The following is a 24,600-nucleotide window of genomic DNA, read 5'->3' on the forward strand; positions in this document are numbered from 1 at the left end:
CTCCAATCCGTGTGCGTGGAACCATGCTAGGGCAGCAAGACCTCGGGGATTTGGCGTTTGAACGGGGTGCGGCAGGTGGTTTTTTCTGATTGAGCGGGGGTAAATCGGGGATTTTTGCCGTGTGAATACTGCTCACGATGGTGGGACATCAGTCAGTGCAGGGTTGAATGCAAGGATGCTATCGCGAGCAGGCTCGCTCCCACAGGGAATAGCGGTGTTTTCAAAGCTCCTGCGCCACTTCAGCGGGCAAGGCGCCGCCGGTCTTGATGGTCTTGGTGACGATGTAGGTGAAGTAGCGTTCGATGCCCAGGTCGTCGAGCAACAACTGGTCGATGAAGCGCTGGTAATGGTCAATGTCCGGTGCCTGGATCATCGCCATGTAATCGACGCCACCACCGGTGGCGTAACAGAAAGCCACTTCGGCAGCCTCGTTCATGCGCTGTTCGAAACGCCGCATGTCCTGCGCGGTGTGTCGGGCCAAGGTGATTTCCACCAGCACCTGTTGGCTTTTGAACACCGCGTTCCAGTCGATCTGTGCCCGGTAGCCCTTGATCAAGCCCAGGCTTTCGAGTTTGCGCACCCGCTCCCACGCAGGTGTTACCGACAGGTTGATCGCCTCGGCCAGGCTCGATTTGGTGATACGCCCGTCTTCAGCGAGGATTCTCAGGATTTTCAGGTCATAGCGATCGAGTTTGTGCATGGGTGACGATCTCGTGAATATTTAGGAGACCCTGTGGGAGCGGACTTGCTCGCGCCCACAGGGATTGATGTCAGGTCAACACATCCGCGATCACTGCCACAGTGTCACCACACCGCACCAGTCCCGGAAAATGCCGCGCCGCCAGCAGACCGCTGCGAGCCGCACGGTATTCCATCGGGGCAACGCCGCTGCGGGTGACATCGTAGACACGGGCAATCACTTCACCTTGCTCCACGCTGTCCCCCAGATCACGGCACATTTCCAGCAGACCGTCGTGCTCGCTGGCGATGAAGCAATCGCCGTCGGGCATGTCGAGCATGATCGACGGTGCGAGCCGCACCTCACCGTCAAGGATCCCGGCATGCACCAGCAGATTGCGCACCCCACGCTCGGCAATCGCCACGCTGCGCGCCGTGGAAGAGCCACCGCCGCCCAGTTCGGTGGTGACGAAGACTTTGCCCTGGCGTTCAGCGGCGGTGTCGTACATCGCCCCGGCGTCGAGTTCCAGCATGCGCATGCTGTACGGCGCATTGAAGGCACGCATCCCGGCCTCGCATTGCGCCTGCTGCTGTTTATCCGGCAGCACATGACAAGCAGCGAACGGCAGGAAATCCAGGGTGCGACCGCCGGAGTGAATATCCAGCACGATGTCGGCCAATGGCAGCAAGGTACCCGTGAAGTAATCGGCGATTTTCTCAGTCACCGTGCCGTCCGGTTTGCCGGGAAAACTGCGATTGAGATTGCCCTTGTCGATCGGAGACGTGCGCCGTCCGGCATGGAACGCCGGGGTGTTCATGAACGGTACGATGATTACCCGCCCACTGACCTCGTCGGCACTCAGCCCCTGGGCCAGTTTGCTCAGCGCTACCGGCCCTTCGTATTCGTCGCCATGGTTGCCACCGGTGAGCAGCGCGGTCGGCCCCTCACCGCGTTGAATCACCGTAAGCGGAATCATCACCGCCCCCCAGGCCGAGTCGTCCCGGGAATACGGCAGTTTGAGAAAACCGTGCTGCACGCCTTCACGGGTGAAATCCACCGTGGCGCTGATCGGGTTGTCCGGCAATTCGCTCATGGTTCAATCCTTCACGAACAGTTGGCGTGGCACGTTGCACAGGGTTTCGACGCCGGTTTCGGTGATCAGAATGCTCTCGGTGATCTCCAGCCCCCAATCGTCCATCCACAGGCCCGGCATGAAGTGGAAGGTCATGCCCGGTTGCAACACGCTGGTGTCGCCGGGACGCAGGCTCATGGTGCGCTCGCCCCAATCCGGTGGATAACTGATGCCGATCGGGTAGCCGCAACGGCTGTCCTTGTGGATGCCGAATTTCTCCAGCACCTTGAAGAACGCCACCGCGATGTCGCCGGTGGTGTTGCCCGGTTTGGCCGCTTCAAGCCCGGCGGCGATGCCTTCGACCACGGCTTTTTCACCGTCGAGAAAATGCTGCGGCGGCTTGCCCAGGTAAATGGTGCGCGACAACGGGCAGTGGTAACGCTTGTAGCAACCGGCGATTTCAAAGAAGGTGCCGGCGCCCTTTTCGAACGGCGTATCGTCCCAGGTCAGGTGCGGCGCGCTGGCATCGGCACCGGTCGGCAACAGAGGCACGATGGCCGGGTAATCACCGCCATGACCGTCGGCGCCGAGGATGCCGCTGCTATAGATCTCGGCCACCAATTCATTCTTGCGCATGCCCGGTTCGATCCGTTCGAGGATGCGCCCGTGCATCTTTTCGACGATGCGCGCGGCGATGCGCATGTAGGCGATTTCCTGGGGCGACTTGATCGCCCGCTGCCAGTTCACCAGGCCGACCGCGTCCACCAAAGTGGCGTTCGGCAGGTTGTTTTTCAGCGACAGGTAAGCGGCGGCGCTGAAGTAATAGTTGTCCATTTCCACGCCGATGATCAGCGCGTCCCAACCGCGGGCGCTGATGACTTCCCGCGACAGGTAATCCATCGGGTGACGTTCCCGGGACTGCACGTAGATGTCCGGATAACCGACGATATTTTCCTGCTGCATGAACACCGTGCGCCTGGCGCCGTTGGCATCCTGCCCGCGACCGAACCACACGGGCTCGCCGTCGAGCGCCAGCAGCACGCATTGATGGACGTAAAACGACCAACCGTCATAGCCGGTCAGCCAGGCCATGTTCGACGGATCGGTGACCAGCAACAGCTCGATGCCCTGCGTCTGCATGGCCGCTCGAACCTTGGCCAGACGTTGGGCATATTCCCCCCGTTCGAACGGGAGATTGACGACTATCTGAGACATGCACCTGCCCTCTGATAAATGACACGCGGATGAAAAAACCGGTTAACTGCCGAACTGAAACCCCTTGCCTGCCGAACGCGCGCGCTCGAATGCCAGGTTGGCCATGGCCGTGTCCTGGGCACCGGTGCCGGTGAGGTCGCACAGGGTGATTTGCTTTTCATCTGTGCGACCGGGACGCTGCCCGGCCAGCACCTGCCCCAACTCTGCGAAGTCGGTCTCATCGCTGACGACGCCAGCTACAAGGGCGTGATGCAATTCGCCGAGGATGCGGGTCTGGCTCAAGCGATCCGCCACGTAGCAATGGACCTGTGCCAGCGCACTGGGGGCAATTTCGTTTTTGTGCTCGGCATCCGAACCCATGGCCGTGATGTGCAGGCCGGGCTGCAAATGCCGCGCGTCAATCAACGGCTCACGGCTCGGCGTGCAGGTGATGGCGATGTCCACGCCATCCATGGCCTCGTCGATACTTGCGCACGGCCTGACCGCCAGCCCGCTGTCACGCGCCAGCTCGACACTGAAGGCTTCGGCCTTGGCATAGTCCCGGGCCCAAACCCGTACGCTGTCGACCGGCCGTACCAGCCGCAAGGCCTGAAGTTGCAACGCCGCCTGCTCGCCGGCGCCGATCAGCGCCACACTGCGGCTGTCGACCCGCGACAATGCTCGCGCGGCCACCGCACCGGCCGCGGCCGTGCGCACGGCCGTCAGGTAGCCGTTATCCAGCAGCAAGGCATCGAGCAAACCGGTGCGTGCCGACAGCAGCATCATCATGCCGTTGAGGCTTGGCAGGCCCAGTTTCGGGTTGTCGAAAAATCCCGGGCTGACCTTGATCGCGAAGCGCTCCAATCCGGGCAGATACGCCGTCTTCACGTCCACTTCGCCATTATGCTCGGGGATGTCCAGACGCAGGATCGGCGGCATGGCCACGGCGGCGGTGGCCAGCAGCACGAAGGCTTGCTCGATGGCTTCGATACTCGGCAGATCAAGGGCCACGCAGGCTCGCAGATCCGCTTCGCTCAACAGGGTGATTTCACTCATCAACGCGGCACTCCAGTCTGATTTTTGATTGAGTTCACGCATCCGCACCAGCCAGCACACGCAGATGCTGATCGACGTCGACATTGCGACCGCTGACCACCACCACGATCGGTCCACGCGGTTCGATCAAGCCATCAAGCAAAGCGCCAATCCCCACCGCCGCCGCGCCTTCGAGCACCAGGCGCTCTTCGCGATAGGCATGGCGCAAGGCATGGGCAATGGAGGCTTCGCTGAGCAGATGCAGGTGGTCACAGGTGTCGCGGGTCATGTTGAAGGTGTAACGGTTATCCAGGCCGATGCCGCCGCCGAGGGAATCGGCGAGGGTCGGCAGCTCTTCGACTTCCACTGGACGTCCGGCGGCCAGGCTGGCATGCATGGCCGCACCGCGCTGCATGCTGATGCCATGAGTGACGATCTGCGCATTGGCGCTTTTGAGTGCCAGCGCCACGCCGGCAAACAGACCGCCGCCGGACAACGGCACCAGCACTTGGGCGACATCCGGCAGTTGTTCAAGGATCTCCAGCCCCAGCGTGCCCTGCCCGGCGATGATCGCCGGATGATCGAACGGCGGCAGCAGCATCGCGCCATGTTCATAGGCAATCCGCTCGGCCTCACGCTGGGCATCATCCTGGGACTGGCCGACGATGCGGACTTCGGCGCCAAGATCGCGAATGGCCTGCACCTTGTTGCCCGGCACCAGATGCGACAGGCAAATCGTCGCCTTCACGCCTTGCCGGGACGCGGCATGGGCCAGCGCCCGCCCATGATTGCCGGTCGACGCGGCGACGACGCCACACGCCTTTTGCTCGGCATTGAGTTGTGCCACGGCATTGCTCGCGCCGCGCAACTTGAAGCTGCCGGTGATTTGCTGGGATTCGAGCTTGAGGTAAACCGGTACGCCCAATTGCCGGGACAGGCTGGGCGAATGCTCCATGGGCGTGCACCGGACCAGCGATTGAATACGTTGGCGGGCGAGGTAGATATCGTTTAGCAGCAGCACTGACATGACCGCGTCCCAAGTGAGGTGTTGGGCGCAGTCTAAAAGGGCTGGATTGTCGCAATGAATGTACTAGGGCAATTTAATCGACAAACTTTCTGGCACCGATCGCCCGCTCAAAAATCATGGATCTGCGGGTACTGACCGAAGATTTCACGCATGCCCATCAGCGCATCGCGCATTTCCTCGTCGCTGCATTCGGCACCGACACACACCCGGACTGCCCGGGGCCTGGGCGTGCCACGCACCGTAAACGGGTCGGGCGAAGTGACCGCAATGTGCTTGTGGCGCAGCGCCCGCACCAGGCTGTCGACTTCCCAATGAGGGGGAATGCCGATCCAGGCATTCAATGCATAGGGATGCTGGCCGAGCAGGTACTCGTCCAGGTACTCGCTGACCATCGCCTGCCGACCGGACAAGAGTCTGCGTTGCAAATCCACCAGGGTGTCGGCGCGCCCATCGCGAATCCAGCGCGTGGCAATCTCCGCGACCATGGGCGTTGCCATCCAGCTGTTGACCCGCAAAATACTTTCGGTACGCAACGCCAGCCGCTTTGGCATCACCAGATATCCGACGCGCAAACCGGTGAGCACCGATTTGGTCATGCTGGTGCAATAGAACGACAATTCCGGCAAATAGTGGCTGATCGGCGGCGCCCGGCGCTCGTCCAGCAGAGGGCCGTACACATCGTCTTCGATAATGTGCACGCCAAAACGCCTGGCGATCTCGGCAATTTCCCGTCGACGGCTGTCCGGCATCAGGCTGGTGGTCGGGTTGTTCAGGTTTGGCGTACAGACCAGCGCGGTGATGCGCTCGTTGCTGCACATGTCCTCGAAATGCTCGGGGTCGATGCCATGCCGGTCCATCTCCAGACCCTTGAGGGTAAACCCGAGCACCTGGGAATTACCGATGACGCCGTGGTCGGTCAACCCTTCGCAAAGCACCACATCATCCGGGCCGGCAAGGGATGCCAAGGCCAGAAAAATGGCGTGGGCAGCACCGTTGGTGATCAGGATGTCGTCGCGCTCGACCCGCAGGCCTTGCCGCGCGATCCAGTGCATCGCCGCCTCACGGTGCGACTCGAAACCGGCAATCGGGCGAAACGCATGAATCCAGGGCTGATCCTCTTCGGTGCTGAGTTCGCGACAGGTTTCGCGCCAGAACTGGTCATGCTCACGGGTGTGCATGATCCGTGTGATGGAAAAATCCACCAGCGCCCGTTCGGGGCTGTCGAGAATATAAGTGGCTACCCGATCGCTCATTCTTCGCGAGACAAAGCTGCCGCGCCCGACCTCGCACCGCACCAGGCCCTGGCGCTCGAGCTCCTTGTAGGCATTGGTGACGGTTTGCACACTGATGCCCATGGCATCGGCGACATTACGTTGCGGTGGCAACCGCTGATCATTGGCCAGCACACCCTGCTCGATATCGTCGGCAATCGCCTGGACCAGGATCTTGTATTTCGACTCGCCGCTGCGGGCGATTTCCAGTGCTGCCTTCCACTTGTCCATCGGCGCCGAACCCACGTGTTTGCCAGTGCCGACAGCATCCCGCGAGAATCCATGCAAAGCAATTGTCCTAGTGCAATGCAATCCTGCGCAGTGCTTTTGTATGCTCGGTACAAGGTCGATGCCCAGGCTGCTGAACCAGCCACCAACAACAATCAATCGATCTGTACCGGAACTGTCTCCCCACGCTTCGGCTCAACAGGTGGACCAGCCCTCGTACGCTTTGCTCTTGTCACACTGCCTCCTACCACAGAGCCGTCAAAGACGGGTCCACAAGAAACAGGAGATTTTATCGATGAGCAATTCCATTTCCCGCACTCCCCATGTCTTGCGCCACCTGTTCGTCGCTTGCGCGATATTCGGCCTGGCCACCAGCGCCTACGCCACAACGCTGGAAACCATCACCAAGAACAGCAGCATCCGCATCGGTTATGCGAACGAAACCCCGTTCGCCTTCACTGAAACCGACGGCAGGGTCACCGGTGAATCACCGGAAATCGCCAAGGTCATCTTCGAAAAAATGGGCATCAAGCAAGTCGACGGTGTGCTGACCGAATGGGGCTCGTTGATCCCCGGCCTGCGCGCCGGACGTTTCGACGTGATTGCCGCGGGCATGTACATCACCCCCGAGCGCTGCAAGCAGGTCATCTTCACCGACCCGCAGTACCAGTTGCCCGACGCACTCCTGACCGCCAAAGGCAATCCGAAGAGTCTGCACAGCTATAAAGACATCGCCAAAAACCCGGATGTGAAACTGGCGATCATGGCCGGCACGGTCAACCTGAAATACGCGCGGGATTCTGGCGTGAAGGATGCGCAGATCCTCCAGGTACCGGACACCACCGCGCAGTTGCAAGCCGTGCGCGCCGGGCGTGCCGATGCGGCCGTCGGCACCCAGCTGACCATGAAAGGCCTGGCCAGCAAAGGTGGTGACAAGGTCGAAGCGGTCACCGAGTTCAAGGATGACCCTTCGCACACCGGTTATGGCGCCCTCGCCTTCCGCCCGGAAGACAAGGACCTGCGTGACGCCGTCAATGCCGAACTGAAAAAGTGGCTGGGCTCCGAAGAACATCTCAAGACGGTTGCCCCTTTCGGCTTCGACAAATCCAACGTGACAAGCAAAACGGCTGCCGAGCTCTGCGCTCAATAGTCGAAACGGGCATGGCGCCCTGGCGCGATGCCTATTTCCCTGCTGACTCCGGATGTTGAACCACGCAGGTGTGAACAATGGGTGAATTACTTCCGCTTTTGATACAAGGCGCCTGGGTGACGCTCCAGGTGACCTTCTTCGGCTCGCTGCTGGCGATCGTCGCCGCCATTCTGGCAGCACTCGGGCGCATGTCGCCGTGGCGAGCGGTGAGTTGGTTTTCCGTCGCCTACATTGAAGTGTTCCGCGGCACGTCGTTGCTGGTGCAATTGTTCTGGCTGTTTTTCGTCTTGCCGCTGCCACCGTTCAATCTCGAACTGAGCCCCTACAGCGTGGCCATTGTCGGCCTCGGCTTGCACATCGGTGCTTACGGCGCGGAGGTGATGCGTGGTGCGATCAGCTCCGTTGCCAAAGGGCAGTACGAAGCGGCGACTGCATTGAACTTCAGCGGCTACAAGCGCTTTCGGCGAATCATTTTGCCCCAGGCGTTGCTGGCGGCCATTCCACCGGGCACCAACCTGTTGATCGAATTGCTGAAAAATACTTCGCTGGTCTCGCTGATCACCCTGTCGGACCTCAGCTTCCGGGCCCGGCAACTGGATCAGGCCACTTTCCAGACCCTGGAAATATTCAGCCTGGCGCTGGTGATGTACTTCGTTCTGGCTCAAGCGATCAACCTCGGCATGCGCAGCGTTGAGCGACGCTTGGCTCGCGGCCGGATGCGTGGAGGTCTGTCATGACCCTGTTCGACTGGACATATGCCTGGCAGATCCTGCCCGATTTGCTCCGGGCATCGCTGAACACCGTGGGCATTACCCTGCTCGGTTTCCTGATCGCCATTGTGCTGGGATTGTTTCTGGCCATCGGCCGACGCAGTCGCCTGCTCTGGTTATCGTGGCCGACCGCCGGGGTGATCGAATTCATTCGCAGCACGCCGCTGCTGATCCAGGTGTATTTCCTCTACTACGTGCTGCCCAATTACGGCGTGAGCATGACGGCCATGCAGGTGGGGGTGATCGGCATCGGCGTGCATTATGCCTGCTACATCGCCGAGGTTTACCGCGGTGGCCTCGACGCCGTGCCACGGGCGCAGTGGGAGGCCGTTACGGCGCTGAACATCGCGCCGTACAGCGCCTACCGCAACATCATCCTGCCCCAGGCCCTGCGGCCGATCCTGCCGCCACTGGGCAACTACCTGGTGGCCATGCTCAAGGACACGCCGGTGCTGTCGGCCATCACCGTGGTCGAGATCATGCAGCAAGCCAAGAACATTGGTTCCGAGAACTTCCGTTATCTGGAGCCGATCACCATGGTCGGTCTGTTTTTCCTCGCCCTGAGCATCGCCTTGGCTTATCTGGTACGGCGCCTTGAACTGCGTCTGGAGCTACGCTAATGACTTCTCCCATCTCGACCTCCAACGACCTTTCCCGGTGCGGCAACCTGACATCGCTGCGTCCGCAAGAGACCCATGCCATGCCTGAATCGAAACCGCTCAAGCCGATTGTCAGCTTTCAGGACGTCACCAAGAGCTACGGCAACTTCACCGTGCTCGACCACTTGAACCTGGATGTCACTCCAGGCGAAAAAGTCGCGATCATCGGCCCCAGCGGCTCGGGGAAATCCACGCTGCTGAGGGTGTTGATGACGCTTGAGGGCATTGATGACGGACTGATCCGCATCGAGGATGATTTGTTGACGCACATGCCCAATCGCAACGGCGTGCTGGTGCCTGCCAACGACAGGCATATCCGTCGCGTTCGCGGCAAGATCGGCATGGTGTTCCAGAGCTTCAACCTGTTTCCGCACATGACGGCCTTGCAAAACGTCATTGAGGCGCCAGTGCAAGTGCTGGGCATGAAGCCGGCCGAAGCACGCGAACGAGCAGCGGACCTTTTGGAACTGGTGGGTCTGGGCAGCAAGCTGGGGCATTACCCTTCGCAGCTGTCCGGTGGGCAGCAACAACGGGTTGCCATTGCCCGGGCGTTGGCCATGCGCCCCAAAGTCATGCTCTTTGACGAAGTGACCTCTGCGCTCGATCCGGAACTGTGCGGCGAAGTGCTCAACGTCATCCGCAAGCTCGGCGCCGAACACAACCTGACCATGCTGATGGTCACGCACCAGATGGGGTTTGCCCGGGAGTTCGCCGATCGTGTGTGTTTTTTCTACAAGGGTCAGATTCACGAGCAGGGCACACCGGCGCAGATTTTCGAACATCCACAGCAGGAACGGACCTGCGCGTTTCTCAGCGCAGTGAAAGAAGCCAACTAAAAAACAATGTGGGAGCGGCACCGCCGCTCCCACAGTTTTGTTTTGCGGTGTTATGGGTATTGCTGAACGGTACCCTGCTGTTGCTGACCACCATACTGCTGGCCTGGAATCGCCTTGAGGTTGACCTCTACACGGCGGTTCTGTGCACGGCCATTGACGTCAGCGTTGCTCGCAACCGGACTATCCGGGCCGGCGCCGCGAGCGCTCAGGTTGGCACCGCTGACACCTTGCGAGGTCAGGTAGGTTGCCACGCTCTGGGCACGACGCTGGGACAGGTCCATGTTGTGCTGGCGGCTGCCAGTGCTGTCGGTATAGCCGACGATCTCGATCTGGTTCTGGTTGAACTCTTTCAGTGAGCCCGCCAGATTGTTCAGCGGCTGATAGAAGCCTGGAGCAATGTTCGCCGAATCGGTTGCGAACGTGATGTTGCCCGGCATGATCAGCTTGATCTGGTCGCCCTGGCGCTGCACTTCAACACCGGTGTTGGCCATGCTGGCGCGCAGCTTTTTCTCTTGCTGATCGGCGTAGTAGCCGTAGCCGGCGGCGGAAGCACCAACCACCGCAGCACCGATCAGTGCACCCTTGCCACGGTTATCGTGGTTGATCGCAGCACCGGCCAGCGCGCCGGCCAGAGCACCGAGGCCACCGTATTTCGCAGTCTTGCTCATGCCTTCGGAGCCGCTATCCGTCTGGCCCTGAGCCTGGCCCTGACCGCCGTATGGGTTAGGCGAGGCACAACCGGACAAAACGGCCACAGCCGTAGCGAGAATAATCAAACGACGCGTGGTGAACATGTAAAGCTCCTACTTTTTTTGCATTCTGTGGTGCAACGGACCAAGGCATCAGCCTTTGCGGGCGTTGGATCACTTCCTGGAATAAAAATTCCGCTCGTTACAAATCAGGCCCGTACAAACGGGTTTTCGCGCATTTCATCGCCCAGACGGGTATCCGGACCATGCCCGGCCACCACTATCGCCTCCTCGTCGAGGGTGTACAAACGCTGCTTGATCGAACGCACGATGGTGGCCTGGTCGCCGCCCCACAAATCCGTGCGCCCTACCCCACGCTTGAACAACGTATCACCGGCAATCAGCAGCTTGGCCTCGGAAAACCAGAAGCTCATGGAGCCCGGCGTATGACCTGGCGTGTGCAGCGCCACGCCACAACCGCAGGCCAGTTCTTCATCATCGGCCAGCCAGCGATCCGGGGACGGCACCGGGGTATAAGGAACGCCGAACATCTGGCACTGCATTTCCAGGTTGTCCCACAGAAACTGGTCTTCCTTGTGCAGATGCAGGGTCGCGCCGGTTTTCTCCTTGAGTTGGCCGGAAGCCAGGAAATGATCGAGGTGTGCATGGGTGTGAATAATGCTGACCACTTTCAGCCCCAGGGCATCGAGGCGCGCCAGGATCAGTTCATGATTGCCACCCGGATCGACGACGATGGCCTTTTTCGTTACCGGATCGCCGATGATCGTGCAGTTGCACTGCAAAGGCCCGACGGGGAAGGTTTCGCGGATGAGCGCAGGTTTGACAGCGTCCATGGGTGTTCCTGAAAAAAATGGATGGCCTATTTTGGCACAGCCCGCCGACATCGCCGATGCCGTCCGCCGCTTATCACCTGCCTGATTGCAGAATCCACCTACATCATTGAAGGAAACGTCTGATTTAACTCCCGTACCGCCTAGCCTAGCGTCCTCGCCCCTGCAATCAACACAAGGGCTGAATCATGGGAAGAGGAACAGCTAACGGGTTAGGTCAAGGATTGCACGGCGACCTGACCACAACAGGAGCCATGTGTATCAGTAGCTTGCCCTGTGCGACGCATGGAGGGCGCGCTGTGCTAAGACTCGGGGACAAGACCACTGCGTGTAAGAAACGCGGAAAAGACGGCGTTATTGTTGACAGCCTACCCGCTATGAAATGGCATGGGGTTCCAACTGTACTCGACGGTGCAGAAGTTCACTGCGGCTGCCCACCAGGTACCAATCGACTGATTGCTCCTGCACCTTCGACTCGCACTACACGCACCGGACACGTTCAAGGTATTGCTCATCCTACAAGGCATTCAGACCAGCCATCGACGACAGAATCTCTACAAAGTGATCAGATACTAGCTAAGAGGAAAACACGACCTGTCGTTTGCAACGACCCTGACATGATGGAAGAGGTAGCGAGCTACATTGCCGAGGAAATGAACCGCAATATTACTCATCCGTCCGTGGTGAAGATGAAGAGCCTCAACAATTTTGACGCTGATGCTGAACAAAAGAGGTTCAGAAAACTACCTTGGTACGCACGCCTTTCCCCACCCAACTTCAAAGCAATTGAGTCAGGAAACAAGGTGGCGGCTATGGCTCTTTGGGCAGAGCGTGTAGGTCAGAACAGACCCTGGGATCACAAGGTCACGATAGGGCTACAGTTTGGCGGACCTTGGCAGAAGCAAGGCATGTTCGACTACTTCTACGACATATGGTCAAACGTGCACTATGGGTACGTAGGGATGGCGGGAGGACTTTCCGAAAGTCTCCTTTTGGATGGAGCTGGAGTCGAACAAATTGCCTCAGATTCCATCCGTAAAATACAAAAATGGGATAAAAGACCGGGTCCACGTCGGTCGGAGGACATCGAAGGGATGCGAGCGTGGGACGACATCGGAGACAGGGTATCTATCAGCATTGGCATCAAACTTTACAGACTTCAACCGAACGGCGGGATAACCGTGAAGATGCTGATGGATGAAATCTTAGGCTTACCACGCAGAAGCTGGGGGGATGGTATTCGTGAGCATACCTGTAAGTAAGCCCCATTCCAGGAATACAAGGTGCGGCTTGGTCATTCTACTGCTCGCACCCATCCTCTTTTGGTACTTCGCCGCACCTCAGGTGAACTTCTACTTTTCTGAAAAAGGCCAAGGGCGCCTAGGCTACATACTGAATGTTCAGCACGAGATCTCAAAGGGTGAACTTTACCCCGGTGAAGTGACTGGAGGCCCTGGTCATATCTTCCCTGACGCGAAATTTTTTATGGAATTTTACTGGAGAAACGGAGGTAAATCACACTGCATACGGATCAAACCGAAATGGCCAAACACAGATATCTACATTGGGCCAGACGGAGAAATTGAGAGTCGCACCGAGAGTGGCCGCATTGAACAGTGCGGGGCGCTCCCGGGCTGATTGCAGCCAATGTTTTCAAACCTGGCCCGTTTTTTTTTCACAACTCCCCTCCTGCAACACAGAACCACTGATACCAGCCCCCCCCACAATAGAAGATCTGCAGCACGTTACACCAACACCCCCAATTCCTTGGCCCGTGCCACGGCCTGTGTACGCCGCTCGACCCCGAGCTTGCTGTTGATGTGACTGGCGTGGGTCTTGACCGTGTGCAGGGAAATAAACAGTTGATCGCTGATTTCCTGATTCGAACAGCCCTGGGCGATCAATCGCAGGACCGCCATTTCCCGGGTGCTGAGTTGTTCCGCGGTCGCGCAGGATTCCGGCCCGGAACGGGCAGCCAATGCCGGCAGCTTCTCACTGAGGCTCAGGGAAACGGGGGTTTGTGGACAGTTTTGAAGCTGCCCACGCAGCCAGTCCGGGTGCTCGGCCAACAAGCCCTCAAAGGGTTGCAGCCCCCCTCCGCCGGCAGCGTCCAGCGCCTGGGCCAGCGCCCTGCGTGCTTCCGGTTCCCGGCCGCTGCCCAGCAACAACGCCACTTTCTGGGTGAGCGCCATGGCACTGAGCATCTGACGACCGCTTTGCTGGCCATGTTCAAGCAGCGCATTCAAACGCCCTTCGGCCAGCATCGGCTGGCCCTGGATGACGTCGAGCAAGGCTTGTTGCAATTCGATATGCAACGGCAGTTGCGGGTGGAACTCCGGTGGTGCCGCCCCGTTTTCGCCGTTATAGGTCTGCCCCAGGCGCGCTAGCCAGGCTTCGGCCAGATCGGTGCGCCCCTGGGCCAGCCAGAGTTCACATTTGACCAGGGTGATCATGGCCAGGTAGTAGATCGGTGGTACGTCCCAGATGTGCATGAGGCGTTCGGCTTCGGCAAGTTCGGCAAAGGCCTTGGCGAACTCGCCGCTGCTGCCTTCCAGCCTGGCAATCACGCAGTGACCGATCAGCACGCTGATATCACGGCAGGCCCGCGCCTCGCTCAAACCGGCCTGCAATCGCAAGCGCGCCACTTGCGGCTGCATGCGCAGTGCCAGTAAAAAGCCTTCGTACAAGGTCAGCCGGGCGCGAACCGCATACAGCCGTTGCGCAGGCAAGCTCTGCAGGCGCTGCATTCCCTGACGGACCTCCTCCAGCGCCCGACAGATTTCCCCGCGCGCTTGCAGCACCCGGGCGCGGTCGTAGTGCGCCAGTGCTTCGAACAGGGGGTTGCCGACCCGTTGCGCCAGCTCCAGCGATTCGCGGTTAAGCCCTCGTGCCCGCCACAAATCACCGTCGGCAATGGCCAGGTTGGACAGGGTCGAGAGGCACATCAGGCGCTGACCGTAACGCTTGGGTGGAAGGCTTTCCAACGCTTCGCCGCAGTACCGCAGCGTCAGTTCGCGGTTGCCGCGCCCACGGGCAATAATGCCGCTCAATGCCAGCCATTGGGCCAGCATGGACTTCTGGGCGGTGGCCGACGGAGCGGGCAGGAAGCGGCTCAAATGGCTGGCCAGTTCTTCCGCGGCATCCAGTTGGCATGCCATCCCCAGCGCCCAGCTATAGAGCACAATCAGTCGCGGCGTGCTGATCAGCAAGCTGTCAGGCAAGTCCATTTTCCAGCGCAGCAACATGCCGACATTCTGCTCGGCCAGCAGTTGCTCTTCGGAGAGGTTCTGTACCAGGTTCGCCGCGACGTCCAGGTGACCGGCGCGCAAGGCCTGCTCCACGGCCTCATCGAGCAGCCCCTGGGCATTGAACCAGCGGCAGGCACGCAGGTGCAGGCTGGCGGCCGGCACCATCGACTGGGAAGTCGGGCGCGTGCGCAACAGATCGGAAAACAGGTGGTGGTAACGATACCAGTGGCCGTGCTCGTCCAGCGGCACCAGGAACACTTGGTGGGCGAGCAGGAAACGCAGGATCTCTGCGCTGTCATGTGCGTCGCGAACGGCGTCGCACAGTTCGCTGCAAAAACGCTCCTGGGGCGCCGTGTCATAGAGGAACGACTGGACCTCGGCGGGCAGGCAATCGATGACCTCTTCGAGCAGGTAATCGCGGATCAGTCCTTCCCCGCCGTGCAGCGATTGCGGCAACGCGCCATCGGTGCCCGCCTCCGAGGCGGCCAGCAGCCAGAAACGCAACCCCGCGACCCAACCTTCACTGCGCTCGATCAGGTTCTCCAGTGCCTCACCGCGCAGGGAACTGCTGTGCCGGTCGAGCAGGCTCAAGGCCTCGTCGTGGGTCAGGCGCAGATCCTGTTCATGCAACTCAAGCAGTTGCCGCGATAGCCGCAGCCGCGCCAGATGCCAGTCGGGACGCTGACGACTGGTGACCATCACCAGCAAACCATCGGGTAGATGATTGAGGAAAAATTGCAGGCAACGGTCGAGTACCGGCCCTTGGGCCAGATGGTAATCATCCAGCACCAACAGCAATGGCGTCGCGGTGGACAGGTGCTCGGCCAATTCGTCGAGCAGGCCGTCCAGCCATTCTTCGAATGCGAAAGGCTGATGGCGCTGGCGCATTTTCAACAACCCGAGCGATTGCCTGCCCAGGTGCGGGAAGTAGTCCTGGAGACCTTCCAGCAGGCGCTCGAGAAAACGCCCCGGGTCACTGTCTCGCGGGCTCAAGCCCAGCCAGAGACTTTGCCAGTGCGCCGGCAACCCCTGACAAAACTCCACCGCCAACGAACTCTTGCCGAACCCTGCCGGTGCGCTGACGAGCAATAACCTGCCACCGAGCCCGGCACTCAGGCGCTCGCACAAGCGTGGACGCAGCACATGACCGTCGGGCAACGGCGGGCGGAAGAAGCGCCCGTCGAGTGTCGCGACAGCAACGTTTGCAGAACCTGGGAGTGTAGACAAATCAGTCATAGCCGGCTCTTGTTTGAATTGCGGGTGGCGGCGTTGCAGATGTCCGCAGACTAGCCGTAAACGGATAGGGAATGAAGGTAATTGCTACAAATGGCTACAAAAAGTCTGCACGCAAAAAAAAAACGCCCCGAACCAGTCGGGGCGTTTCAGAGGGTGCGGCCTCTACTCAGTTCACCTTAGCGAACACCATCCTGGCGCAAGGCGGCCGGGGTGAAATCGCTGGTGGTGGCAGTGAAGCCGAAGTCATAAGCCGACTTCTCTTCGTTTTTCATGCCCAGCGCCAGGTAACGACCCGATTGCAGGTCGTACAGGGCTTCAAGGGCATACCACGGCACTTGCTTGTCGTAGTAGTTCTCGGCATGGGCCTCACCTACACGCCACAGCTGGCCACGACCGTCGTAATGGTCGATCACCGCTGCTTGCCAGGTATCTTCGTCGATGTAGAAATCACGCTTGGCGTAGATGTGACGCTGACCTTCCTTCAGGGTTGCAACCACATGCCACACACGACGCAACTCGTAACGCGCCAGGTCCTGGTTGATGTGACCGGCCTTGATGATGTCGGTGTACTTGAGCTTCGGATCGTCGAGCTTGTAGGCATCGGAGCCGATGTACATCTCTTTCTTGCCTTCAAGCTTCCAGTCGTAACGATCCGGTGCACCGTTGAACATGTCCAGGTTGTCGGAAGTACGCAGGCCGTCGGCCGCAGTACCCGGGCCGTCATAGGACACTTGCGGCGCACGGCGCACACGACGCTGACCGGCGTTGTAGACCCACGCCGAGCGCGGTTCCTTCACCTGGTCGAGGGTCTCGTGCACCAGCAGCACACCACCGGCCAGTCGTGCCGGGGCAGTCACTTTCTGTTTGAAGTAGAACAGGATGTTGCCCGGGTTCGCCGGATCGTAGTCCTTCATCTTGTCGCGGAACACGAACTGGTCCTGGAAGTACACCAGGCTGAACGAGCCGTTCGGTTGTGGCGTGGCCTGGGTTACCAGGCGGGTCACGCTACCACCGCGATAACGGGTGATGTGGTTCCAGATGACTTCAACGCCGCTTTTCGGAATCGGGAACGGAATGGCGGTTTCAAAGTTCTCCAGGCCGTTGCCGCCGGACACCAGTTTGGTGTTGGTGGCGTTCTTCTTGATGGCGGCGAACACCTCATCCGGCACGGTGGCACCGCGATGGGACGGATAGACCGGCATCTTGAAGGTTTCCGGGTAGCGCTTGAACATCGCGTACTGGCCCGGGGCGAGCTTGTCCTTGTACTGGTCGACGTTCTGCGCCGTGATGGTGAACAGCGGTTTTTCGCTGGCGAACGGATTGGACAGGAAACCTTTGCTGTCGACCGTACCGGCGTTCTTCGCCATCGGCTTCCAGGCCGGGATCGAACCGTCGGCGTTACCCGCCATTTCGGCACCCATCGGGGTCAGGCTCTTGCCCAGTTTGTCGGCCTCGGCCTGGGGAACCGCTGCGATGACGCTGGTCGCCAGCAGCGAAAGACCCAGAACACCGGCGTGGAACAGACTTTTTGTTATTTTCATTTATGCGTTCGTCCTGAAAATACTGTGCTTAGAAGTTCACGCCGAGGCTGAGCGCAACGAAGTCGCGGTCATCCACGGTGGTGTACCTGCCGTCGAAGAAGTTGGTGTAAGCCAGGCTCGCGGTGTAGGTGTTCTGGTACTCGGCATCGACACCCAGGCTCACCGCCTTGCGGCCTTCCTCGAAGTTGCCGCCAGGGCCAGGGGAGTAACCGCTCACGTCATGGGACCAGGCAACGTTCGGCTTGAGGTTCACACCGGCAAACACGTCGTTGTATTCCCAGATGGCACGACCGCGATAGCCCCACGAAGTCGCCGTGGTGAAGCCTTCGTCGGTGCAGTTGCGGCTGCGGTTGTTGGTCGGCGTACCCGGGCCGGCACCGTTGATGGTGCTGGTGTTGAGCGCCACGCAGGTATCAAGCGCGCCAGAGGCAGGCAACTCACCCGGACCGTAGACCGGATCGCGGCCATAACGAACGTCGGAAGTGCTTTCCAGGCCGCCAACGTGGGTCACGCCCACTTCGCCCACCAGGGTCAGACGGCTGGCGCCCATGACCTGGTCGAAGAAGTGCGTCAGGGTGGTCTGGAACTGGGTGATTTCCTTGCGACGATACCCGTGCAGGTCCTGACCTGGCACGCCGGTAAGCAGCGATGCATTGGTCAACGGGTTGTTCGGGTTGTTATTGCCTATAGGACGGACACCGGAGAACAGGATGTCGGTGGAGTTGAGCTGCACCGGAGCGTTCGGACGGTAGCTGATCTCACCGCTCCACGCCGTACCGGTAGGCAGGGTGGTGGAGAAGCTCAGGCCATACAGGCGAATGTCTTCCGGGTATTCGATGAAGTACTGCGAATTACCCGCTACCAACAATGGCGCCAGCGCGGCGAACGGGCCCGGGAGCCCCGCTGCCGTGTTGTAGACCGACTGCGGCGCACCGGTGGCGCTGAAGATCGGCGCACGGCTGTGGTAGTTCATGAAGTAGGCGCCGAACTCGGTGTCCAGCGGGTCGAACATGTATTTGAAGGACGCGCCCCACTGACCGCTGTCACGGGCATCGCGATCAGGGCCACGACGCACCAGAACACCCTCGTTGTTGACGTCGACGCCGTTGGCGGCCAACGGCCCCAAGGCAATGGCTGGAATTTGCGAGCGCTTGGCCAGTACGCGCAGGTTGTCGTTACAGCCGTCGGCAACGATGTCCGGCTGAGAGAAGAACGTGCCGCAGTTGTCGACGACGGTCTGGTCCCATTCAATTTGGTAGAACGCTTCGGCCGAGAGGTTTTCGGTCAGGCTCTGGGACACATAGAACATGTTGACCGGGATCAGGCCTTCCTTGATCTCGGCACCCGGACGACGGAACGCGGAAACGTCGATCGGGTTGATCGAGTTGATGCCACCGCCGATGAAGGTACTTTCACCCCAGCTCACGACCTGCTTGCCCAGACGCACGGAGCCTGGTTGATCGGCAATGGCGTAGTTGTGGTAGACGAAGGCGTCGAGGATCTGGCCGCCGGCAGACTTGGCGCCTTCCTTGCGGCCCTCGTCGCTGATGTCCTTGAACGGACGGCTTTCGTCCTTCAGTTCAAAGTCGTACCAGTATTTGCCACGGACGAAAACACCGGTATCGCCGTATTTCAGTTCAAGGTCATGGATGCCCTTGAAGATCTTCGAGAAGGTTTCCCCGCTCTTGAAGTTCAGGTGACCGTCATCAGAAGTCTGGGACAGACCCTTGCCGCCATTGTTGACACCGATGAGGTTCTTGTTGGCACTTTCGGTAGACCAACTGGCACCGATCGACAGGGATGAGTCGAATTGACCTTCGATTTCACCGACGTTGAAACTGACGCCGAATGCTGGCCCGGCGAGCGTAGAGGCAAGACTGACAGCCAGGGGCAGTTTCGCCCGGCGCCAGAACTGGTTAACTGATGTCATCGACGCTACTCCATGTGCATTTTATTTTTATGGCAAGAGCACTTCTAAAAACGTTGTGGATAACCGGGAGCCATGGCATCCCAAAGTCATTCCAAAGTTGCATCGCCCCTGTTCGTGCGGTTGCCCCGTTCTTAAAAATCCTTGAGCGGACTATAGCCAGCAGGTAGTAGCGCTTGATCCCTCTAAAGTGTGATTTGCAGTTGCCAGCCACTCTGGAACAGTCCTTTCGCCAGTCCGACACCCGTCGGCACGGCAAGGATGGCTGAAAATTTCGATTTGACAAGCCAAGCGCTTGCTTGGTGGGGCTGGCGTGCCCTTTCGGGCACGCCGGGAGACGCTTAAAGCGTCGAGAGGAAGGTGCTGTTGGTGGCCTGCCATTCGCTGATATCGACGCGAATGCGCTTCTTGTCGAGTTTGCCGACGCTGGTCTTGGGAATTTCAGTAACAAGGGCGATCTGGCTCGGAATCGCCCACTTGCTCAAGTGTCCCAGCTCCACAAACGGCTTGAGGTGTTCCTTGAGTTCCCGTGCCCCGATTGCATGCCCTTCACGCAGCACCAGCAGGGCAAACGGCCGCTCGCCCCACTGCGGATCGGGGATCCCCACCACTGCTACTTCACGTACCGCCGCATGACGACTGATCAGGTCTTCCAGGTCCAGGGAGGAGACCCATTCGCCACCGGTCTTGATCACGTCCTTGATCCGGTCACGAATGTCGATCACACCCATGCTGTCCAGGGTCGCCACGTCACCTGTGTGCAGCCAGCCTCCGGCCCAGAGCTCGGCGCCCTTCTGCGGCTCATTGAAATAACCCTCGGTCAGCCATGGCGCGCGTAGTACCAGTTCGCCCTGGGTCTCGCCATCTGCGGGCAGGAAGTTGCCCTCGGTGTCGACGATCGCCGCCTCCACCAGTGGCCCCGGCACGCCGGCCTTGATCCGGTAAGTGGTGCGTTCGTCTTCGGTACCGGCCATCAATTCGTCGTTGAGGTGCGCGCACGACACCAGCGGCCCGGTTTCCGACATGCCATAGGCGGCGGTCAACTGAATGCCTTTGGCCTTGGCAGCCTCGTACAAGGTGCGGTTCAGGGCGCTGCCGCCGATGACGATTTTCCATCCGCCGAAGTCGACGTCCTGCGCGGCCTTGGCATTGAGGACCATCTGCAAAATGGTCGGTACGCAATGGGAGAACGTGACTTTCTCCTTGCGCCACAACTCCACCAGGTATTCCGGGTCATAGCGGCCGGGATACACCTGCTTGAGCCCGAGCATGGTCGCCACATACGGCAAGCCCCAGGCGTGCACGTGGAACATCGGGGTGATCGGCATGTACACGTCGTTGGTGCCCAACAGGCGCACGCTATCGATCGCGCCCATGATGGTTGACACGCCCATGGTGTGCAGCACCAGTTGCCGGTGGGTGAAGTACACGCCCTTGGGATTGCCGGTGGTACCAGTGGTATAGAACGTGGTCGCGACCGAGTTTTCGTCGAAATCCTGGAAGTCGTACTGCGGGCTCGCCGCGGCCAGCAGCTGTTCGTATTCGCCGACGAGGTTCGGCAGGTCTGCGGTTTTTTCCGGCAGGTCAGTCAGCAGCAGGGTTTTGTCGACCGTGGTCAGTTGCCCCTCGATGGCCTTGTAGAGGCCGACGAACTCGCTGTTGACCAGCACAAAGCGGTCCTCGGCGTGGTTCATGGTGTAGAGGATCTGTTCCGGCGACAGGCGCACGTTGATGGTGTGGATCACCGCACCGATCATCGGGATGGCGAACATGCATTCCAGGTAGCGATGGCTGTCCCAGTCCATCACACCCACGGCATCCCCGGGCTTGACCCCGGCCGCTGTCAGCACGTTGGCCAGGCGGGCCACCCGTTCGATCAGGGTCGGGTAGCTATAGCGCAACTTGTCGCGGTAAATGATCTCGCGGGTTTTCTCATAACGGGCACCGGACATCAGCAGCCGTTTGATCAACAGCGGGTACTGGTAAGCGCCTTCGGCCGGGGGGATAACGCGAGTCTGCAACATAATAATCCCTTTAATCTGACTGCACGGTCGTGACTGAAAGTACGCACTGTAGTGCCCTTGAAGGTCAGCCAAATCAGCCAAAGGAATGATTTGCAGAACCGCATGAATACTGGCGTTGCGCCAGCTCTCACAGAAGTTTGGTGATTGCAGTTGGATCCGGTGTAGGAGCTGCCGCAGGCTGCGATCTTTAGGCGATTCCAATAATGCTGAAGATCAAAAGATCGCAGCCTGCGGCAGCTCCTACGGAATCAATGCATCTCGGTAAAAGCCAGCTTCACGCCAATTGCAATCAGCACCGCGCCCATGGTCCGGTCAAACCAGTGACCCATGCGGGCGAAACCGGCGCGTACGCGCTGCTGGCTGAACAGCATCGCCACCAGGCAGAACCAGATCGCTGTCGCCACCGCCAGGTAAACCCCGTAACCGGCCTGCACGGCCAGTGGCGTTTGCGGATTGATGACCACAGTGAACAGCGACAGGAAGAACAGGGTGGCTTTCGGGTTGAGACCATTGGTGACGAAACCCGAAGTGAAGGCACCACGGGCGGTGCGCTCCCCGGCTTCCTTGTGCAGATCGTCCGCCACAGGCTTGGCCGGCTGCGCGCGCAACGCCTTGTAACCGATGTACAGCAGGTAAGCGGCGGCCGCCCATTTCAAGGCATTGAACAGCACGATCGACTGGGACACGATCAGGCCGATCCCCAACAGTGAGTAACCCACGTGCAGGAAAATCGCCGTCCCCACACCCAGCGCGGTCCAGGTGCCAGCGCGGCGACCGTGGGTAACACTTTCGCGCACCACCACGGCAAAGTCCGGGCCGGGGCTGGCCACGGCCAGCAGGTGAATCAGGGCAACGGTCAAGAACTCGGTCCAGTACATGGGGGCTCCTTCAGGCCAAGCGTAACTATTTATTTCATCTGGTAGGCTCGGCAGATTACGCCTTCAGTTCAATGCACAAAAGGTACAGTTGATGACGAACACTCGCCGCGCCGTTTTCCTCGACCACCCGTCCCTGGACCTTGGCGACCTTGACCTCAACCCACTGCGCAGTTGTTTCAGCGAATTGCAGCTGTTCGCCCAGACCTTGCCCGATCAAGTCATCGAACACCTCAAGGGCGCCACCGTCGCCATCAGCAACAAGATCCTGATCGATGCCGCCGCCATGGCGGCCAGCCCTGATCTCAAGCTGATCCTGATCACCGCCACCGGCACCAACAATGTCGACCTCGCCGCCGCCCGCTCTCACGGGATCACCGTGTGCAACTGCCAGGGTTACGGCACGCCATCGGTGGCGCAGCACACGATCATGCTGCTGCTCAACCTGGCCACGCGCCTGGCCGATTATCAAAAAGCCGTCGGCGAAGGCCGCTGGCAGCAGGCCAGACAGTTCTGTTTGCTGGATTACCCGATCGTCGAACTCGAAGGCAAAACCCTTGGCCTGCTGGGTCATGGCGAATTGGGCGGCGCGGTCGCACGACTGGCTGAAGCCTTCGGCATGCGCGTTCTGCTGGGGCAAATTCCCGGACGCCCTGCCCGGCCGGACCGCTTGCCACTGGATGAACTGTTACCGCAAATCGACGCACTTACTCTGCACTGCCCGCTCAACGAGCACACCCGCCACTTCATCGGCGCCCGCGAACTGGCCTCAATGAAAGCCGGCGCGTTCGTGGTCAACACCGCACGCGGCGGATTGATTGATGAACAGGCGCTGGCCGACGCCTTGCGCAACGGCCATCTGGGGGGCGCCGCCACTGACGTGCTGAGCGTGGAGCCTCCCGTCAATGGCAATCCACTGCTGGCCCATGACATCCCGCGCCTGATCGTCACTCCTCACAACGCCTGGGGCAGCCGCGAAGCGCGCCAGAGAATCGTTGGTCAAGTCACCGAAAACGCACTGGGATACTTCAGCGGTAAGGCGCTGCGGGTCGTCAGTTGGTAAACTGCGGCACTTTTTTCCACGGGAGCAGTTATGGATCCGCGCAGTGAAGTACTGCTTCGTCAGGCCGAGTTATTCCAGGGTTCGGTGTTGTTGGCCGGGTTGCCCGCCGACGACTTGCTGGGCCGTCTGCCCAAAGCGCATGGCTGGTGCTGGCACGCCGGCGATCAGGCCGCGCTGGACGCCCGCTTCGCCGAGCGCAGCCATTTTGGCGTGAATGCACCCGAGCGCGAGTTCGATACAGCGGTGGTGTTTCTGCCCAAGGCCAAGGACTTGACCGACTACATCCTCAACGCCCTCGCCTCGCGGCTGGCCGGCCGCGAGCTGTACCTGGTCGGCGAGAAAAAAAGCGGCATCGAAGGTGCCGCCAAACAACTCAACCCGTTCGGCAAGCCACGTAAACTCGACAGCGCGCGCCACTGCCAGCTCTGGCTGGTCACCGTGGCCAACGCGCCTGAAGCCAAACCGTTGGAAAGCCTGGCGCAGACCTACGAACTGCCGCTGGCCGAAGGCCCGTTGAAAGTCATCAGCCTGCCGGGGGTGTTCAGCCATGGTCGCCTCGATCGCGGCAGCGCGCTGCTGCTGGAGCATCTGGACAAACTGCCCGGCGGTCACTTGCTCGATTTCGGTTGCGGCGCAGGAGTCTTGGGCGCGGCGGTGAAGCGTCGTTACCCGCATAACCAGGTCACGTTGCTGGACGTGGATGCCTTTGCCGCTGCCAGCAGTCGCTTGACCCTGGCTGCCAATGGTCTGGAAGCCGAAGTGATTACCGGCGACGGAATCGATGCCGCACCGATGGGGTTGAGTGCGATCCTGAGCAATCCGCCGTTCCATGTCGGCGTGCACACCGATTATTTCGCAACGGAAAACCTGCTGCGAAAAGCAGCCAAACATCTGAAAAACGGCGGCGAACTACGCTTGGTGGCGAACAGTTTCCTGAAGTATCAACCGCTGATCGAAGAGCATCTTGGCGTGTGTGCGATCAAGGCCGAAGGACAGGGCTTCCGGATCTATCGAGCCAAACGCGGTTGAAATTCTTTTGATAAAGAAGGCTTGCCGAATGGTTTTTGCCTAGGCAGAATCCGCTCCGTCCTAGGGGAGTAGTCTCCCACGAGCGCCACGCTCGTCCGGCATGCGTCAACATACTTGGTCCTCAGACCATGGCGCATGCGACCCAAGCATCCACTTCAGATGGATTGCAGGGTTTGACAAGACCTATGACACGAAC

The 24,600-nt window shown here is 59.9% G+C and carries 20 protein-coding genes and 1 riboswitch; of the genes, 7 read left to right on the plus strand and 13 right to left on the minus strand.

What is annotated here, in order from left to right; genetic code table 11:
* Positions 1 to 220 precede the first annotated feature (220 nt).
* The 6 genes from ACM6IT_RS26505 to ACM6IT_RS26530 all read right to left on the minus strand — a co-directional run bounded on the left by ACM6IT_RS26505 (position 221) and on the right by ACM6IT_RS26530 (position 6,509).
* Complete coding sequence (locus tag ACM6IT_RS26505) at positions 221 to 700, minus strand: Lrp/AsnC family transcriptional regulator (protein WP_095059942.1); 480 nt, start codon at positions 698 to 700, stop codon at positions 221 to 223.
* A 70-nt stretch (positions 701 to 770) separates the two neighbouring features.
* Complete coding sequence (gene doeB, locus ACM6IT_RS26510) at positions 771 to 1,772, minus strand: N(2)-acetyl-L-2,4-diaminobutanoate deacetylase DoeB (protein WP_414918996.1); 1,002 nt, start codon at positions 1,770 to 1,772, stop codon at positions 771 to 773.
* A 3-nt stretch (positions 1,773 to 1,775) separates the two neighbouring features.
* Positions 1,776 to 2,966, minus strand: a complete 1,191-nt coding sequence (gene doeA, locus ACM6IT_RS26515; RefSeq protein WP_414914559.1) for an ectoine hydrolase DoeA — start codon at positions 2,964 to 2,966, stop codon at positions 1,776 to 1,778.
* A gap of 42 nt (positions 2,967 to 3,008) precedes the next feature.
* Positions 3,009 to 4,001, minus strand: a complete 993-nt coding sequence (gene eutC, locus ACM6IT_RS26520) for an ectoine utilization protein EutC (RefSeq protein WP_414914558.1) — start codon at positions 3,999 to 4,001, stop codon at positions 3,009 to 3,011.
* Positions 4,002 to 4,035: 34 nt separating this feature from the next.
* Positions 4,036 to 5,007, minus strand: coding sequence for a hydroxyectoine utilization dehydratase EutB (gene eutB / locus ACM6IT_RS26525; RefSeq protein WP_414914557.1), 972 nt, complete (start codon positions 5,005 to 5,007; stop codon positions 4,036 to 4,038).
* Between the two features lie 107 nt (positions 5,008 to 5,114).
* A complete protein-coding gene (locus ACM6IT_RS26530) occupies positions 5,115 to 6,509 on the minus strand; it encodes a PLP-dependent aminotransferase family protein (protein ID WP_414914556.1) in 1,395 nt (464 codons plus the stop codon).
* 292 nt (positions 6,510 to 6,801) lie between these two features.
* On the opposite strand from ACM6IT_RS26530, the gene ehuB reads away from it, so the two are divergent.
* The 4 genes from ehuB to ehuA all read left to right on the plus strand — a co-directional run bounded on the left by ehuB (position 6,802) and on the right by ehuA (position 9,921).
* Positions 6,802 to 7,656 carry an ectoine/hydroxyectoine ABC transporter substrate-binding protein EhuB gene (gene ehuB, locus ACM6IT_RS26535; protein WP_414918997.1) on the plus strand — a complete coding sequence of 285 codons (855 nt, stop codon included), beginning with the start codon at positions 6,802 to 6,804 and terminating at the stop codon, positions 7,654 to 7,656.
* A gap of 77 nt (positions 7,657 to 7,733) precedes the next feature.
* Entirely contained in the window at positions 7,734 to 8,393 is a 660-nt protein-coding gene (ehuC, locus tag ACM6IT_RS26540) for an ectoine/hydroxyectoine ABC transporter permease subunit EhuC (protein ID WP_414914554.1), read from the plus strand.
* Entirely contained in the window at positions 8,390 to 9,046 is a 657-nt protein-coding gene (gene ehuD, locus ACM6IT_RS26545) for an ectoine/hydroxyectoine ABC transporter permease subunit EhuD (protein ID WP_414914553.1), read from the plus strand. The genes ehuC and ehuD overlap by 4 nt, the downstream gene beginning before the upstream one ends.
* Positions 9,047 to 9,126: 80 nt before the next feature.
* A complete protein-coding gene (gene ehuA, locus ACM6IT_RS26550) occupies positions 9,127 to 9,921 on the plus strand; it encodes an ectoine/hydroxyectoine ABC transporter ATP-binding protein EhuA (protein WP_414914653.1) in 795 nt (264 codons plus the stop codon).
* Between the two features lie 50 nt (positions 9,922 to 9,971).
* Here ehuA and ACM6IT_RS26555 read toward each other — a convergent pair whose 3' ends face one another.
* Together ACM6IT_RS26555 and ACM6IT_RS26560 are read right to left on the minus strand one after the other, a co-directional pair.
* Positions 9,972 to 10,715 (minus strand): OmpA family protein, encoded by a 744-nt coding sequence (locus tag ACM6IT_RS26555; RefSeq protein WP_414914552.1) that lies wholly within the window; start codon positions 10,713 to 10,715, stop codon positions 9,972 to 9,974.
* 104 nt (positions 10,716 to 10,819) lie between these two features.
* Positions 10,820 to 11,464, minus strand: a complete 645-nt coding sequence (locus ACM6IT_RS26560; protein WP_414914551.1) for an MBL fold metallo-hydrolase — start codon at positions 11,462 to 11,464, stop codon at positions 10,820 to 10,822.
* Between the two features lie 614 nt (positions 11,465 to 12,078).
* Here ACM6IT_RS26560 and ACM6IT_RS26565 point away from each other — a divergent pair.
* Positions 12,079 to 12,723, plus strand: coding sequence for a polymorphic toxin type 44 domain-containing protein (locus ACM6IT_RS26565; RefSeq protein ID WP_414918998.1), 645 nt, complete (start codon positions 12,079 to 12,081; stop codon positions 12,721 to 12,723).
* A gap of 483 nt (positions 12,724 to 13,206) precedes the next feature.
* Here ACM6IT_RS26565 and ACM6IT_RS26570 read toward each other — a convergent pair whose 3' ends face one another.
* The 5 genes from ACM6IT_RS26570 to ACM6IT_RS26590 all read right to left on the minus strand — a co-directional run bounded on the left by ACM6IT_RS26570 (position 13,207) and on the right by ACM6IT_RS26590 (position 22,315).
* Entirely contained in the window at positions 13,207 to 15,945 is a 2,739-nt protein-coding gene (locus ACM6IT_RS26570; RefSeq protein WP_223540967.1) for a LuxR C-terminal-related transcriptional regulator, read from the minus strand.
* Between the two features lie 176 nt (positions 15,946 to 16,121).
* Positions 16,122 to 17,486 carry a DUF1329 domain-containing protein gene (locus tag ACM6IT_RS26575; RefSeq protein WP_056726243.1) on the minus strand — a complete coding sequence of 455 codons (1,365 nt, stop codon included), beginning with the start codon at positions 17,484 to 17,486 and terminating at the stop codon, positions 16,122 to 16,124.
* Positions 17,487 to 17,514: 28 nt separating this feature from the next.
* A complete protein-coding gene (locus tag ACM6IT_RS26580) occupies positions 17,515 to 19,416 on the minus strand; it encodes a DUF1302 domain-containing protein (RefSeq protein ID WP_414918999.1) in 1,902 nt (633 codons plus the stop codon).
* A gap of 338 nt (positions 19,417 to 19,754) precedes the next feature.
* Positions 19,755 to 21,437: a fatty acid--CoA ligase gene (locus tag ACM6IT_RS26585; protein ID WP_056726245.1), complete on the minus strand. Its 1,683-nt coding sequence runs from the start codon at positions 21,435 to 21,437 to the stop codon at positions 19,755 to 19,757.
* A gap of 248 nt (positions 21,438 to 21,685) precedes the next feature.
* On the minus strand, positions 21,686 to 22,315 hold the full coding sequence (locus ACM6IT_RS26590) for a LysE family translocator (protein WP_056726246.1): 630 nt from the start codon (positions 22,313 to 22,315) through the stop codon (positions 21,686 to 21,688).
* Between the two features lie 91 nt (positions 22,316 to 22,406).
* Here ACM6IT_RS26590 and ACM6IT_RS26595 point away from each other — a divergent pair, with 91 nt between their 5' ends.
* Positions 22,407 to 23,375, plus strand: a complete 969-nt coding sequence (locus tag ACM6IT_RS26595) for a 2-hydroxyacid dehydrogenase (protein ID WP_414919000.1) — start codon at positions 22,407 to 22,409, stop codon at positions 23,373 to 23,375.
* A gap of 30 nt (positions 23,376 to 23,405) precedes the next feature.
* Entirely contained in the window at positions 23,406 to 24,404 is a 999-nt protein-coding gene (locus ACM6IT_RS26600) for a class I SAM-dependent methyltransferase (protein ID WP_056726248.1), read from the plus strand.
* Positions 24,405 to 24,455: 51 nt separating this feature from the next.
* Positions 24,456 to 24,578: riboswitch (yybP-ykoY riboswitch) on the plus strand.
* The last annotated feature ends 22 nt before the right edge of the window (positions 24,579 to 24,600 follow it).

This window comes from Pseudomonas sp. IT-P4 (genome assembly GCF_949767755.1).
GTDB lineage: Bacteria > Pseudomonadota > Gammaproteobacteria > Pseudomonadales > Pseudomonadaceae > Aquipseudomonas > Aquipseudomonas monachiensis.

Bases quoted from the DNA above. Each gene is read 5' to 3' on its own strand.
- ACM6IT_RS26505 (WP_095059942.1), bottom strand. From the start codon at position 700: ATGCACAAACTCGATCGCTATGACCTGAAAATCCTGAGAATCCTCGCT.
- doeB (WP_414918996.1), bottom strand. From the start codon at position 1,772: ATGAGCGAATTGCCGGACAACCCGATCAGCGCCACGGTGGATTTCACC.
- doeA (WP_414914559.1), bottom strand. From the start codon at position 2,966: ATGTCTCAGATAGTCGTCAATCTCCCGTTCGAACGGGGGGAATATGCC.
- eutC (WP_414914558.1), bottom strand. From the start codon at position 4,001: ATGAGTGAAATCACCCTGTTGAGCGAAGCGGATCTGCGAGCCTGCGTG.
- eutB (WP_414914557.1), bottom strand. From the start codon at position 5,007: ATGTCAGTGCTGCTGCTAAACGATATCTACCTCGCCCGCCAACGTATT.
- ACM6IT_RS26530 (WP_414914556.1), bottom strand. From the start codon at position 6,509: ATGGACAAGTGGAAGGCAGCACTGGAAATCGCCCGCAGCGGCGAGTCG.
- ehuB (WP_414918997.1), top strand. From the start codon at position 6,802: ATGAGCAATTCCATTTCCCGCACTCCCCATGTCTTGCGCCACCTGTTC.
- ehuC (WP_414914554.1), top strand. From the start codon at position 7,734: ATGGGTGAATTACTTCCGCTTTTGATACAAGGCGCCTGGGTGACGCTC.
- ehuD (WP_414914553.1), top strand. From the start codon at position 8,390: ATGACCCTGTTCGACTGGACATATGCCTGGCAGATCCTGCCCGATTTG.
- ehuA (WP_414914653.1), top strand. From the start codon at position 9,127: ATGCCTGAATCGAAACCGCTCAAGCCGATTGTCAGCTTTCAGGACGTC.
- ACM6IT_RS26555 (WP_414914552.1), bottom strand. From the start codon at position 10,715: ATGTTCACCACGCGTCGTTTGATTATTCTCGCTACGGCTGTGGCCGTT.
- ACM6IT_RS26560 (WP_414914551.1), bottom strand. From the start codon at position 11,464: ATGGACGCTGTCAAACCTGCGCTCATCCGCGAAACCTTCCCCGTCGGG.
- ACM6IT_RS26565 (WP_414918998.1), top strand. From the start codon at position 12,079: ATGATGGAAGAGGTAGCGAGCTACATTGCCGAGGAAATGAACCGCAAT.
- ACM6IT_RS26570 (WP_223540967.1), bottom strand. From the start codon at position 15,945: ATGACTGATTTGTCTACACTCCCAGGTTCTGCAAACGTTGCTGTCGCG.
- ACM6IT_RS26575 (WP_056726243.1), bottom strand. From the start codon at position 17,486: ATGAAAATAACAAAAAGTCTGTTCCACGCCGGTGTTCTGGGTCTTTCG.
- ACM6IT_RS26580 (WP_414918999.1), bottom strand. From the start codon at position 19,416: ATGACATCAGTTAACCAGTTCTGGCGCCGGGCGAAACTGCCCCTGGCT.
- ACM6IT_RS26585 (WP_056726245.1), bottom strand. From the start codon at position 21,437: ATGTTGCAGACTCGCGTTATCCCCCCGGCCGAAGGCGCTTACCAGTAC.
- ACM6IT_RS26590 (WP_056726246.1), bottom strand. From the start codon at position 22,315: ATGTACTGGACCGAGTTCTTGACCGTTGCCCTGATTCACCTGCTGGCC.
- ACM6IT_RS26595 (WP_414919000.1), top strand. From the start codon at position 22,407: ATGACGAACACTCGCCGCGCCGTTTTCCTCGACCACCCGTCCCTGGAC.
- ACM6IT_RS26600 (WP_056726248.1), top strand. From the start codon at position 23,406: ATGGATCCGCGCAGTGAAGTACTGCTTCGTCAGGCCGAGTTATTCCAG.